At 54.4% G+C, this 13,572-nt stretch carries 9 protein-coding genes; 6 read left to right on the top strand and 3 right to left on the bottom strand.

The annotated features are described in order from the left end of the window. Positions 1 to 169 precede the first annotated feature (169 nt). Positions 170 to 334, bottom strand: a complete 165-nt coding sequence (locus tag DYU11_RS33370; protein WP_158600360.1) for a hypothetical protein — start codon at positions 332 to 334, stop codon at positions 170 to 172. 134 nt (positions 335 to 468) lie between these two features. Further along, positions 469 to 2,940 (bottom strand): PAS domain-containing protein, encoded by a 2,472-nt coding sequence (locus tag DYU11_RS25600; protein WP_158600359.1) that lies wholly within the window; start codon positions 2,938 to 2,940, stop codon positions 469 to 471. A gap of 440 nt (positions 2,941 to 3,380) precedes the next feature. Here DYU11_RS25600 and DYU11_RS25595 point away from each other — a divergent pair, with 440 nt between their 5' ends. Next, positions 3,381 to 4,604: an NADP-dependent isocitrate dehydrogenase gene (locus DYU11_RS25595; protein WP_119670573.1), complete on the top strand. Its 1,224-nt coding sequence runs from the start codon at positions 3,381 to 3,383 to the stop codon at positions 4,602 to 4,604. A gap of 86 nt (positions 4,605 to 4,690) precedes the next feature. Further along, entirely contained in the window at positions 4,691 to 5,101 is a 411-nt protein-coding gene (locus DYU11_RS25590) for a Dabb family protein (protein ID WP_119670572.1), read from the top strand. 49 nt (positions 5,102 to 5,150) lie between these two features. Here DYU11_RS25590 and DYU11_RS25585 read toward each other — a convergent pair whose 3' ends face one another. Then, positions 5,151 to 6,209 (bottom strand): LacI family DNA-binding transcriptional regulator, encoded by a 1,059-nt coding sequence (locus tag DYU11_RS25585; protein WP_119670571.1) that lies wholly within the window; start codon positions 6,207 to 6,209, stop codon positions 5,151 to 5,153. Positions 6,210 to 6,558: 349 nt separating this feature from the next. Here DYU11_RS25585 and kduI point away from each other — a divergent pair, with 349 nt between their 5' ends. Genes kduI through DYU11_RS25565 form a run of 4 tightly spaced genes read left to right on the top strand, consistent with a single transcriptional unit; the run spans position 6,559 to position 13,435 of the window. After that, positions 6,559 to 7,410 (top strand): 5-dehydro-4-deoxy-D-glucuronate isomerase, encoded by an 852-nt coding sequence (kduI, locus tag DYU11_RS25580; RefSeq protein ID WP_119670570.1) that lies wholly within the window; start codon positions 6,559 to 6,561, stop codon positions 7,408 to 7,410. A 26-nt stretch (positions 7,411 to 7,436) separates the two neighbouring features. After that, the gene (locus DYU11_RS25575; RefSeq protein WP_119670569.1) at positions 7,437 to 8,618 is read left to right on the top strand and encodes a glycoside hydrolase family 88 protein; all 1,182 of its coding nucleotides are present in this window, start codon (positions 7,437 to 7,439) and stop codon (positions 8,616 to 8,618) included. Positions 8,619 to 8,638: 20 nt separating this feature from the next. Next, positions 8,639 to 11,788: a SusC/RagA family TonB-linked outer membrane protein gene (locus tag DYU11_RS25570; protein WP_374756001.1), complete on the top strand. Its 3,150-nt coding sequence runs from the start codon at positions 8,639 to 8,641 to the stop codon at positions 11,786 to 11,788. Between the two features lie 27 nt (positions 11,789 to 11,815). Further along, positions 11,816 to 13,435 (top strand): RagB/SusD family nutrient uptake outer membrane protein, encoded by a 1,620-nt coding sequence (locus tag DYU11_RS25565; RefSeq protein ID WP_119670567.1) that lies wholly within the window; start codon positions 11,816 to 11,818, stop codon positions 13,433 to 13,435. The last annotated feature ends 137 nt before the right edge of the window (positions 13,436 to 13,572 follow it).

Below are 13,572 nucleotides of genomic sequence, written 5' to 3'. Positions count from 1 at the left end.
CTAAACTAATCAATTCCAGCCTACATGTACGAAGCGGCAATCAAAATTTGTTGGCTGGTAGTCTGACAATCAATGATGAAGCCGCTTTGGAAACTGGATGTCTTCCCAAAGCGGCTTTCTGAAATGCAACAAGCGTAGTACGGTATATACCCTAAATCCCTGGAGGGGCTTAGCCATTATTCCGTCCGGTTGAACCGTGCGGGCCAGAATCGGGGCGGCTGCCTGCTCCCGGACTGGTTTCGTTGCGCTTCCCTTTGCCCAGCGTCCGGTATAGCATCACACCGGCCGCAATGAAGGCAAGAACCAAAAAGATTATGATCAATGAGACGCCCATAGTTATGCTGTTTACGTTTGATATTTATGTAAATAGAACTAGTAGACTAATATTGACCTGTTAAACACCAGCCGATTACGTTGGTTTGTCAATACTCTTGGGAGTTAGTCAATGGGTTCGTTGATCTTCAGGCCTTAGATCGAGGGCCGCAGGGGATCATTAACAGGTAAGTAAATATCGAAGGTAGCGCCCTGGCCAGGCTGGCCTGTTGCTTTGATAATACCACCGTGATTAGCGACAACTTTCTGACAAACCGCCAGGCCAATGCCGGTACCGGCGTACTGACTACGACCGTGTAGCCGCTGAAAGACCTGAAAGATGCGCTCTGCATACCGGTTATCGAAACCAATGCCGTTGTCGGTGACCCGAATCCGGTGGTACGCAGGCGCGCGCCGGACAGGTGTTGTGGAATCGGGTAAGTCGGCGGCATCGACCCGGGTTGCCTGCACCTGTATACAGGGCGTAACGGCTGGCCGCCGAAACTTCAGAGCATTGCTGAGCAGGTTCTGAACTAACTGCCTTAACTGCATTGGGTCGCCCTCCAAGATCGGTAACTCGCCAACGTCGAGGATAGCGTCGGTATCCTGAATGACCAGTTCCAGATCCTCGACAACGCCGGCCATAACCTCGGTCAGCGAAACCGGCTCATGCCGAACTGTTTGGGTCGACAGGCGGGAATACGTCAGCAGATCCCGAACCAGATTCGACATCCGGTAGGCTGATGCCTGCATACGCTGAAGAATATCAAGCCCTTCTTTGTCCAGGTTTTGGCTGTGACCGTTCAGCAGGATGTCGCCAAACGCCTGAATCTTGCGCAGGGGCTCTTGTAAGTCATGCGAGGCTACGTACGCAAATTCGCTCAGGCTTTCGTTCGACTTCTGAAGTTGCTGGTTGGCTTCGTTGAGGGCCCTGGTACGTTCCGCCACCCGCTGCTCCAGTTCTTCGGCGCTCCGGCGGAGGGCTTCCTGGCTTTGCTTTACTTCCGAAACGTCGAAAACGATCCCGGTGAACCGGACAAGCTGACCCTGTTCGTTGCGAATCGTCTTCCCTTTGGCGTGCACCCAGCGCTGGTGTCCCTCCAGATCAACCGTTCTGAAAATAAGATTGTGCTGGCCGTCACCGTCCGGATTCAGCGCCTGGGCGTTTGCCTCCCTGACTCGCTCTCGATCGTCGGGATGCACCCGGTCCAGCAGTACGTCTGCAGTAACGGGCGCCCCGGGAGATAAACCAAATAACTCTTTACAGGTGTCGGACCACTGCACCCGGCCCGTAATCAGGTTAAAATCCCAGGTGCCGAGCGAGGCCGCATCGATGGCCAGTTTCAGTTGTTCTTCGCTTTCCAGGTACCGGAGTTCGGCCAGTTTACGATCGGTAATATCGACCAGAACGCCCAGCAGCAGATCGGGCAACTGGGCGCTGTGGTCGGCAAACTGCGCCCGTACGATCACCCAGCGAATGTCGCCGTCGGCCAGAACGATCCGGTATTCAGTGTCGAAGCCCTGTCGGGCGTCAACGGCGGTCTGAAACTGCGCCTGTACCCGTTTGCGGTCGTTGGGATGAATAGCGTTTATAAACTCATCGAGCGACAGACCGGCCGCTGCCCGTTGGTTAGTAATGCTGACCAGACGGGCCAGGTTTTCGTCGGCATAAATCCGGTTGGTGGGCAGTTCCCACAACCACGTAGCCACGCGTCCGGCCGAGAGCGCGGTTTGCAGAAGAATCTGCGTACGTTGCAGAACGGCTTCCGTTTCCTTACGCAGGGTTATGTCCGTAATGGCCAGCATGCGATGCGGCCTGCCTTTGTAGGTGAACGTCTGCCCTTTCACCGTCACCTGAATAGGCTTACCCGTTTTGTGTCGGTGCGTACGGTCAATTTCGAAGGGGGCGCCCTCTGATGGAGCGGGGCCCGACGCCTGATCGTCCGGGTGGATCAGGTCAGTATGGTTGAGCTGCCGGAATTCGTCGTACGCATAGCCGTAGAGCCGGCACGCAACCGGGTTGGCTTCGGTAATCCGGCCTTCATCATCAACGATCAGGATGGCATCGCTGGTGGCCAGAAAAATGCGCTTGTACTGCTCTTCCTGCTCGCGCTGCCGCTGAAACGCCAGCCGCCGTTCGATTTCGTCCATGATCAGCGTGGCAAAGCGAACCAGCAACTGCCGGTCGGCCTCGGTGAACGGGCGTGGCTGTTTGTCAATGACGCAGGCCGTACCAATCGCGTAGCCGTCGTGCGTGATCAGGGGCGCACCCGCGTAGAACTGCAACCCAAAATCGCCGGTAACCAACGGATTGGCCAGCAGGCAGGGCTCGCGCAGCGCATCCTCGAACACGGTCGGTTCGGGCTCCAGCACTGCCAGCGAACAGAGACTGACGCCCCGGTCGGTACGTTCGACGCCCGGCATGCCGACATTCGCTTTAAAAACCACCTGCTGTTCGTCAACGAGCGAAATCAGGGCAATCGGTACCCCGAATACCTGAGCCATGATCCGCGCTATGTTGTTGAAGGCTTCCTCAGGTGGACTGTCAATCAGGTCGTAATGATGCAATGCCCGCAGCCGCCCCGCTTCATTTTCCGGGATGATTGCTTTACCAAAGGTGTTTACCATAATAACATATTTGCCCAATAGGAGAAACTGGGAAACATGTACCATACAAATTCATAATCGCCCTAAATGTTTTACAATTCCAGTAGATACGCGGCCGGGTGGTTATGCTGGCGAAGGTACAACTAGTTTATAATCAAATTATTTAGGGGGTTGTAAGGTGCTGCCGTAAGTGTGTTGGGTTTGTTCCGGCCTCGTACAGGCGGCTGCTCCGCAGCTGAGGCCCCTGCCCGAAAGCCGAACTCAGTATCCGGTATGATTAGGAGAATGGGTACTCCGGATAACGAAGGTGGGTATACGACAGCTACGTTATCCGGGGCCATAATTGGTCCGGGCACTGCCCGATCAGGAGCCGACAGTAAAAATCAGTACCCTGTAATGCCTTTATTACTACTTTTGCGTCCTGATTCTGTGTCTGTTTTTCCGCTTATAAAACCAATCGCATGGAGAAAATTAAAGTGGCGAATCCCGTCGTCGAGCTGGATGGCGACGAGATGACCCGTATCATCTGGAAGTTCATTAAAGACAAACTCATCCTCCCTTACATCGACGTTGACATCAAATACTACGATCTGGGCATCGAATACCGCGATGAAACCAACGACCAGGTAACGATTGATGCTGCCAACGCGATCAGACAATACGGTGTCGGTATTAAATGCGCCACCATCACGCCCGACGAAGCCCGCGTCAAAGAATTCAATCTGAAGCAAATGTGGAAATCGCCGAACGGCACCATCCGGAACATTCTGGACGGTACGGTGTTCCGCGAGCCGATCGTGATGCAGAACGTACCGCGCCTGGTTACGAACTGGTCAGCACCGATCATTGTGGGTCGTCACGCTTTTGGCGACCAGTACCGCGCAACGGATTTCGTGGTGCCGGGCAAGGGCAAACTGACGATGAAATTCGAAGGCGAAGACGGCTCGGTGCAGGAGTTCGAAGTGTACCAGTTCAAGGGGGCCGGCGTTGCAATGGGTATGTACAACGTCGATGAGTCGATTCGTGGTTTTGCGCGGTCGTGCTTCAACGTAGCGATGCAAAAAAACTGGCCGCTGTACCTCTCGACCAAAAATACCATCCTGAAAAAATACGACGGTCGTTTCAAGGACATCTTCCAGGAGATTTACGAGACCGAGTTCAAGGATAAAGGCGTTCACTACGAGCACCGCCTGATCGACGACATGGTGGCCTCCGCCCTGAAATGGGAAGGGAACTTCGTGTGGGCGTGTAAGAACTACGATGGCGACGTACAGTCGGATACCGTAGCGCAGGGCTTTGGTTCACTGGGTCTGATGACGTCGGTACTGCTGACGCCGGACGGCAAAACGATGGAGGCCGAAGCCGCCCACGGTACCGTAACGCGCCACTACCGCGAGCACCAGAAAGGCAATAAAACCTCGACCAACCCGATTGCATCGATCTACGCCTGGACGCGTGGGCTGGCTTTCCGGGGGCAACTGGACGGCAACCAGCCGCTGATCGATTTCTGCCACGCGCTGGAGCAGGTTTGCGTCGAAACCGTCGAGAGCGGTAAAATGACCAAGGATCTGTCTATTTCGGTGTATCCGGATGTGAAAAACCTCGTTCCGGGTGAGCACTACCTCTACACCGAGGACTTCCTCGAAGCGCTGGATGCCAACCTGAAAGCGAAGTTGTCGGCCTAACGGCCTGATGTCTTTATAAGCTGGACCCGTAAGGTCTTTTCGAACCTTACGGGTCTTTTTTATTTCTTTGCTAAAAAAACAGACTCATGAAACAGACCCTTGTCCTACTGACCGTTTCCCTGATGCTGACGGTTAGCTCCTTCGCTGAACCACCCCGAAAACCCCTGAAAAAATCTGTGACTGCTGCCACTACCCTCCAACACGTTGTTCTGTTCAAATTCAAGCCGGAAGCTACTCCCGAGAAAGTAAACGAGATTGTCGCGGCTTTTGAAGCCCTGCCGTCGAAAATCAAGGAGATCAAGAGCTTTCAGTGGGGAACGAACAACAGCCCCGAAAACCTCAACAAGGGCCTGACCCACGCTTTTATCCTGACTTTTGACAACGAAAAGGATCGGGATGCGTACTTGCCTCACCCGGCTCACAAAGAGTTTGGTAAGATCGTTGGCCCCTGGCTTGCCGACGTAACGGTGGTTGATTTTACCAACAAAGCAAAGTAAATCAGCCTGTCGTCCTGAGCCGGTGCAAAAACGTAATCCTTTAACCGGCTCAGGACGACAATGCACCCGTCAAAACTTCGTCGGTCATCATCCGAAGTGACGATTCGCGCACGACAAGTTGAGTCGGCATGACCGTTGTTTCGGGTGCAATCGGGCTGTCGGTGGCTTCGAGCTGCCGGAGCAGCAGCCGTACCGTTTCCATACCCATCTCCTGAATGGGCTGGCTGATGCTCGTCAGCGAGGGCGAAAACAGCGAGGATAACGGCTCGTTGTTGAAACTGACTACGGCCACATCGTCGGGAATTCGCACACCTTTTTGTTTCATTGCATACATGGCCGGGTACGCAATCCGGTCGCTGACCGTCAGCAAACCATCCGGCGGCTGAGGCAGGCTCATAAGCGCCAGCGTCTGCATGAGCGTATTTTCCTGCGTGTAGTCGCAGTGAAACACGTACTGATCGCCCGTATACAGGCCGTGTTTCGTCAGGGCCTCACGGTAACCCGCCAGCCGCTGGTTACTGAGCAGCAGCTGAGGTGGCCCCGCCAGAAAGGCAATGCGCCGGCAGCCGTTTTCGATCAGATGCTCAGTGGCTTTGAAAGCTGCTTCGTGGTTATCGACCATCACTTTCGACGTCGCCATGTTGTCGGCATACCGGTCGAAGAGCACCAGCGGTACGTTCTTCTGAATCAGGCGTTCGACGTGGGCGCAGTTGCTCGTATCCCGCGACAAAGACAGAATAAACCCCTCCACCTGACTGCGCAGCAGGTTCTGAATTTGCATGGTTTCCCGCAGATATGACTCGTTCGACTGGCAGACCAGGACGCTGTAGCCGGCCTGAATGGCGGCCTCTTCGATGCTGTTGAGCATGGCCGAGAAAAAGTAATAGCTCAGATTTGGTACGATGACGCCGATGGTTCGGGTGCGGCTCTTGGCCAGGTTCTTCGCCAACTGGTTTGGCTGATAATCCCACTCCTCGGCCAGCCGCATCACCGCGCTGCGGGTATCGGGGTGGATTTCGGGCATGCCCCGCAGCGCCCGCGATACCGTCGATATGGATATGTTCAGTGCCTTGGCAATGTCTTTTATCGTAACGGGTGCGCTCTTCATAGGAGATAATGAATATGAAAATTTTGAGTTGAAACCATCAAAAATAGATAAATGAATACTGGCTTTATCCCCTCACGTTACCAGTCTTCTTGCAAAAATAATGTAATGTTTTCAGAGTTAAATTCTTTTTGCAAACGCTTGCGGTAACGTTTGCAGGAAGAAATCTATTTTTTGATCCGGTAAAGCTCTTGACACGCTTGGGTTTCTCGTATAATTTCCTCTAAAAGTTAAGTTTCAGTACGTCTTAAGTTCCTTAACCAGCGAATACGCCGTCTACTTGCTTTTTAAGTAATAGTTGTACTTTTTCTGTATCAATGCCCTTGTGGTCTGCTAGAACACTACTCAATTCATGATCCTCCAACAAACCATCATGCCGGTTCGCCATACGGTGGGCCAGAACGAGATTCAGCGGTTTACGACCCGTGAACTCCGGGATAATTTCCTGATCGACACCGTATTTGAGCCGGACACCGTTCAGGTTGTCTACACGCATTACGATCGGGTGATAGTAGGCGGGGCGTTGCCGGTATACGAAACCCTTCCGTTGCCAGCCTACGACAACCTGAAAACTCCGCACTTTCTGGACCGGCGCGAACTGGGCGTTATCAACGTAGGCGGGCCGGGGTCAGTTACGGTCGACGGCGAACGGTTTGACCTGACGAAGCTGGATTGTCTGTACGTAGGGCAGGGTAGTCGGGACGTACAGTTCGACAGCCTTTCGTCCGATACGCCGGCGCGGTTTTTCCTGTTGTCGGCGCCTGCTCACGCGGCTTATCCCACCACGAAACTGGCTAAGGAAGATGCCAACCCGACCCGTCTGGGCTCGTCAACAACGGCAAATGAGCGAACCATTTACAAATACATTCACCGCGACGGCCTGCAAAGCTGTCAGCTGGTGATGGGGCTGACGGTGCTGGAGCCGGGCAGTGTCTGGAACACCATGCCGGCGCACGTACACGACCGGCGTATGGAAGCGTATTGCTATTTCGACCTGCCGACTGATCACCGGGTATTTCATCTGATGGGCCAGCCTCAGGAAACCCGCCATATCGTAGTGGCAAACGAACAGGCCGTTGTGTCGCCCCCGTGGTCGATTCACTCGGGCTGCGGTACAACCAACTATTCGTTTATCTGGGGGATGGCCGGCGAAAACATGGATTTTGCCGACATGGACCATTCGCCGATTGCTGATCTTCTCTAACCGACTTTTACTACTAACCGGATCCCATGAAATATTCAGTTGTTTTCGCGCTTTTGCTGCTGGGCAGCCGCACGCTGGCACAAAGCCCGATCGACGTTAAGAAAGAGTTTGCTTTTGCGGCCCAGCAGTACGAACGGATGCTGGCTTCGCACCCCGACACGACTAAGTTCCCCCAGTCGACTAATCCCGACGGCAGCCCCCGCGACATGAAATCGTCGTGGTGGTGCAGCGGCTTCTTCGGTGGTTCGCTCTGGTACCTCTACGAACAGACAAAAGAGCCAAAATGGAAGGACGCGGCCCATAAATGGTCGATGGCGGTAGCCAAAGAGCAGTATAATACCGGTACGCACGACCTCGGGTTCATGCTGTATTGTCCGTTTGGCAATGGTTATCGACTGACGAAGAATGAGGCTTACCCGCCGATCATGCTGACGGGAGCGAAATCCTTATCGACCCGGTTTGATCCGAAAGTTGGCCTGATTAAATCGTGGAATAAGCTGAAGGAATACAACTACCCGGTCATCATTGACAACATGATGAACCTGGAGTTTCTGTTCTGGGCGTCGAAGACGTCCGGCGATAAGCGGTTCCGGGATATCTGCATTACCCACGCCGACAACACCATGAAGTATCATTTCCGGCCCGACGGCAGCAGCTACCACGTTATTTGCTACAATCCGGACGGTACTGTAGCGGCCAAAATAACGCACCAGGGAGCGGCCAACGAGTCGGCCTGGGCGCGTGGACAGGCCTGGGGGTTGTATGGCTACACGGTCATGTACCGCGAAACCAAAGACAAAAAGTACCTGCAACAGGCCCAGAAAATAGCCGATTTTTACCTGAACCATCCGAACCTGCCCGCCGACAAGATTCCGTACTGGGATTTTAACGCACCGAATATCCCGAATGAAGAGCGGGATGCATCGGCAGGTGCCATTGCTGCATCGGCCCTGCTCGAATTGAGTACGTATACCGGAGCCGCCGGTAAGCCCTATTACCAGGCCGCTGTTCAGATGCTGCAAAGCCTGGCCAGTCCGGCTTACAAAGCGAATCTGGGCGAAAACAACAATTTCATTCTCAAGCATAGCGTAGGGCATAAACCGGGCAAAAGCGAAGTTGATGTGCCCCTGGTGTATGCTGATTATTATTTCCTCGAAGCGTTGCTACGTTACGAAGCCCTGCGCCAGAAGCCAGGCTTTCGGTCCTGAAGTGCCCTATGACTGAACCTATGAAAACATCCAAACCCTCTCTACAAATGCGAAACGTGTATCAGGCATTACGAAGTGGCATCAGCTGGCTGCTGTTGCTACCGCTTCTGGTGAGCATGACTGCCTTCGGCCGGATGGTCGATGTACCTGTGTCGGGTAAGATTACCGACGAAAAAGGAGACCCACTGCCAGGGGTGAGCGTGGTGGTTAAAGGAACCACGCGCGGAGCCACGACCGACGGTAACGGGCAGTACAGACTGAACGTACCCACCGGAAAAACGGTGCTGATCATTAGCTTCGTAGGGTACCTCAAGCAGGAGGTCGACGTCAATAACCGCTCAGTCATTGACATCCAGATGCAGACCGACGACAAATCGCTGGAAGAAGTGGTTGTTGTCGGCTACGGTACCCAGAAGAAGGTGAACCTGACCGGGGCCGTATCAACGGTCGATTCGAAGGCGCTGCAATATCGCCCGTCAACCAACCTGGCGAATGCCCTGCAGGGTGTGACGCCGGGTCTGACCATTACCCGTCAGAGTGGTCAGCCGGGCAATGAAAGCATCCGGCTGCAGATTCGGGGCGTTACGTCGGCGAACGGTAACGTCGATCCGCTCGTAGTGCTCGACGGGGTGAACGTACCAATCTCGACCATGACGACGCTGAACCCGAACGACATCGAAAGCATCAGTGTGCTGAAGGATGCCGCAGCCGCAGCTATCTACGGAGCGCAGGCCGCCGGCGGGGTTGTGCTGATTACGACCAAAAAAGGTAAATCAGGTAAGGTAACATTCGACTACCTCGCGCAGTACGGTACTGACTGGGCCATCAACGTACCCGGCCGGATGAGCCTGCTTGACGAAGCCCTGTTCTCTAACCTGGCCCGTAAAAACTCAGGTAGTGGTCCCGAGTACACCGATGAAGATTTGCAGCGCATTCGCGACGGAATTCCGTACGTTGTAAACCCGGCCGACACGGGTACGTATCTGTATTACAACCAGCAGCCGCTGACCGACCAACTGCTTAAGAAATACACGGTTATGAAAACGCATAACCTGACTGTGCGGGGTGGTACGGACAAACTGAACTTTCTGTTTTCCGGCGGTTATTACGAAAAGCAGGGTCTGTTTAAAGTAGGACCCGATAACCTCAAGCGCTATAACCTGCGACTGAACGTGGGGTCGCAATTGACCAAGCACCTGTCGCTCGATACGCGGCTGTCGTACATGCTGGAACAAACACGGCGGTCGTCAATTGATGCAAACGGAAGTGGATTAATGTATCAGGTATATCGCCTGCGAACCCGAACCCCGTTCTTCACGCCCGAGGGCCGCTACAACGGGGCGGGGTCAGCCGCAACAGCCTATGGCCTGCTGGAATCGGGTGGGTACAACAACTACGACCGAAATCAGTTCGACGGTGTGTTTACGTTGCAGGCGGCCAACTTCGTGAAAGGACTGACCTTACGTGCCGTGGCCGGGATGCAGCACCGCCCCGCCTACCGCGAAGTATTTAACCGGACGGTGCCGCTCTGGGGCAGATCCCGAATCCTGAGTTACGCCAATAACCCGAATTCATTTACGGTCCGCAATGAACTGGTTCGTAATACAAACCTCCAGTTCCTGGCCAATTACGATTTCACCCTAGGCGACAAACATAACTTTGGTCTGTTTGCCGGCTATCAGTGGGAAGATTACCGCGACGAATTTGTGCAGAGTGGGGCAAATAACCTGGTCAGCAATGACCTGCCGACACTAAACCTGGGCGACGACCGCACCAAGAGCAGCAGCGAAGGCGTTGGCACACGGGCCTTCCAGTCCGTTTTTGGCCGGTTTAACTACAACTATGCCGATAAGTACCTGTTTGAGGCCACCCTTCGCCAGGACGAAAGCTCGAAGCTGGCCCGCGAAGGCCGAATTAAACTCTTTCCTTCGGCCTCTGTCGGCTGGAATATGCAGCGCGAAGAATGGTTTGGCCGCGCCTTACCCTTCATCACTGAGTTTAAGCTACGTGGTTCATGGGGCCGGCTTGGTGGCGCCCTCGGCGATAACATTGGTAACTACGATTACCTGAGCCAGCTGAGCCGTAGTGCTAACCTGGTGTTGGGCGATTCGCGTACGTCGTACATCTTTCAGGGCTACATCCCCTCGGCCAATCTGTCGTGGGAAACCATCGAAACAACCAACGGAGGGGTGGATTTGGGCTTCTTCCAGAACCGGCTGCAGTTTACCGGCGACTACTACGTGAAGTTCAACCGGAACATGCTTACCCCGCAGCAGTTGCCGGCAACAATCGGTATTGCAACCCCCCTGAAGAACAACGGTGAACTGAAATCGTGGGGGTGGGAAGCAGAAGTACGGTTCCGCGACCGTATCGGCAAGGATTTCAACTACTCGTTTGCGGTGAACCTGTCGGATAACCAGAACCGGCTGCTGAATTACTCGAACCGGAATGTGATCGGGGCCGGTACGAACGGCATCATTGAGGGCTACCCGCTCAATACCATCTGGGGTTATCAGACCGCCGGCTACTTCCGGACCGACGACGAAGTAAAGACCTGGGCGTTCCAGGATAACCGCGCCGGCGCGGGCGACGTGAAGTACGTCGACCAGAACGGCGACGGACGGCTCTCGGTGGGCAAAGGAACCGTAGCTGATCATGGTGATCTGGTTCTGCTCGGTACAACCCAGCCCCGCTACCAGTTCGGCGTTACGTTGGGAGCCCAGTGGAAAGGCTTCGACCTGACTGTATTCCTGCAGGGAGTAGGCAAGCGGAATTACCGGCCGAACACAGAGTCGATTGCCCCGCTGCTGGTTACGTGGAAACAGGCGCTGGCCATCCACGCCGATTATTGGACGCCTGAGAATCCCGACGCGCTCTATCCCCGGCCGTATGTGGGTGCTACGCACAACTACGTATCGTCGGACAAGTGGGTACTCAACGCCAGCTACATGCGCCTGAAAAACCTGCAGTTTGGCTACACGCTGCCCACTACGCTCACGCAGAAGATTAAGGTGCAGCAGGCTCGTTTCTTCTTCTCGGGTCAGGATTTATTCACGATTTCCGGCCTCGGCCCATTCCAGGGTTACTACGACCCCGAAATGCGTGATAATGTAGAAAACGATTACCCGTTCTTCGCAACGGCGTCACTGGGTCTGAACATCTCTTTCTAAACCGGTTGGCCAAACTTGAACGAACTTATGAAACCATTCGTGAAATATACAACGCTCGCTTTGGCATTGCTGGCCGCGCTGCCTTCCTGCGAGGTAGACCGCCTGCCCGAAACGGCAATCAGCGACCAAACCTTCTGGCAATCAGAAAATGACCTAAAGTCGGCGGCTAATTATCTGTACACATTTTTGCCCGGCTGGGCCGGAGAAGATGTGTGGTCCGATGATGCGTTCGGCCTGGCTTCGAATGGCATCAGCGATGGGTCTCGGCTGGCACCAGCAACTGACGGGAACTACAATAACAATTACGCAATCATCCGGGCTGCCAACAACATTCTTGAGAAGTCTCCACGTGCTCTGGTGGCTACGTCACAAGCCATTGTTGATCGCTATTCGGCCGAGGCCCGGTTTTTTCGGGCGTGGGGGTATTTTAACTTAGTGCAGCGGTATGGTGATGTACCGCTGATTTTAAAAACACTCGATGACAACTCACCGGAGTTGCAGGCCCCGGCCAGTCCGCGGGCGCAGGTGGTCGATCAGATTTATCAGGACCTCGATTTTGCCGCGTCCAAACTGCCGACACCAACCGCTCTCGGAAACGCTGATTACGGACGTATTTCCAACACGGCCGCGCTGGCATTTAAGGCGCGGGTAGCCCTGTTTGAAGGAACGCGCGCAAAGTTTCACAACTACGGCGAGCCGAACAAGCACCTGAAAATTGCCGCCGATGCCGCTAAAGCCGTGATCGACGGCAAGCAGCATGACCTGTTTACGGGCGCTTACTTCGATCTGTTCCAGATGGCAGGCGAAGGGCGGCAAAACCGCGAGAATATCATCGTTCGGCAGTACGGGGTTTCGCAGACAGACCGCGTTTCGACGCATGGGTACTACCGGGGTACGCTGGAGAATGGCAACATGAATCCAACCAAGAGCCTGGCCGATTCGTACCTGATGAAAGATGGTCTGCCCATCACGAAGTCACCCTTGTACAAAGCGCCGGTGCAGTCGATTGACGTATTTAAAGACCGGGATACGCGCATGGGTGATACGTTCATGAAGCGTGGTGACCCGATGATGACGACCAAGCCTATTTTCGACATCGCGAACCTGGTGTTCAACAAAACCGGCTTTATGTTCCGTAAGACGGCCAATATCGACGACTGGAACACCCAGGCATCGACCATCGACCGGCCTGTGCTGCGTTACGCGGAGGTGCTGCTCATTTTCGCGGAAGCTACGTATGAACTGAACGGCTCCATCAGCGATGCCGACCTGGACCTGACCGTCAACCGGCTGCGGCAGCGCGGTGGAGTTGCCAAACTGACCAATGCGTTTGCTACGGCCAACGGTCTGAACATGCGCGACGAGCTGCGTCGCGAGCGTCGCGTCGAACTGGCGCAGGAGGGTTTCCGGTACTGGGACCTGATCCGCTGGAAAACGGCCGAAATCGAACTGCCGAAGCCGGTGCTGGGGAATTTCTATTTTAGGAACGAGTTCACCGGCGCTACGGTAAACCTGACACCAGACAATTACATTCTGGTACAGGCAGCCAGCTTCCGCAAATTCGATCCGAATAAGGATTACCTCTGGCCATTACCGATCAACGAAATTGCCCTGAACCAGTCGCTGAAGCAAAACACAGGCTGGTAGCTCTACGGGTTCAGGAGACAGCTCAACCGTTGTCTCCTGAACCGTTCTTCGATGATACACACTGACTGCATCGCCGGACAGGGTTGGGTTGTAATACGACCAGCCATTGTCTGTTGGAACGACTACGCGTGTACCTT

The organism is Fibrisoma montanum, from assembly GCF_003583365.1.
GTDB classification, from domain to species: domain Bacteria; phylum Bacteroidota; class Bacteroidia; order Cytophagales; family Spirosomataceae; genus Fibrisoma; species Fibrisoma montanum.
This window is presented reverse-complemented; position numbering and strand designations above follow the sequence as displayed.

Coding starts and splice junctions, on each gene's coding strand:
- DYU11_RS33370 (WP_158600360.1), bottom strand. CDS start 334: ATGGGCGTCTCATTGATCATAATCTTTTTGGTTCTTGCCTTCATTGCG.
- DYU11_RS25600 (WP_158600359.1), bottom strand. CDS start 2,940: ATGGTAAACACCTTTGGTAAAGCAATCATCCCGGAAAATGAAGCGGGG.
- DYU11_RS25595 (WP_119670573.1), top strand. CDS start 3,381: ATGGAGAAAATTAAAGTGGCGAATCCCGTCGTCGAGCTGGATGGCGAC.
- DYU11_RS25590 (WP_119670572.1), top strand. CDS start 4,691: ATGAAACAGACCCTTGTCCTACTGACCGTTTCCCTGATGCTGACGGTT.
- DYU11_RS25585 (WP_119670571.1), bottom strand. CDS start 6,209: ATGAAGAGCGCACCCGTTACGATAAAAGACATTGCCAAGGCACTGAAC.
- kduI (WP_119670570.1), top strand. CDS start 6,559: ATGATCCTCCAACAAACCATCATGCCGGTTCGCCATACGGTGGGCCAG.
- DYU11_RS25575 (WP_119670569.1), top strand. CDS start 7,437: ATGAAATATTCAGTTGTTTTCGCGCTTTTGCTGCTGGGCAGCCGCACG.
- DYU11_RS25570 (WP_374756001.1), top strand. CDS start 8,639: ATGAAAACATCCAAACCCTCTCTACAAATGCGAAACGTGTATCAGGCA.
- DYU11_RS25565 (WP_119670567.1), top strand. CDS start 11,816: ATGAAACCATTCGTGAAATATACAACGCTCGCTTTGGCATTGCTGGCC.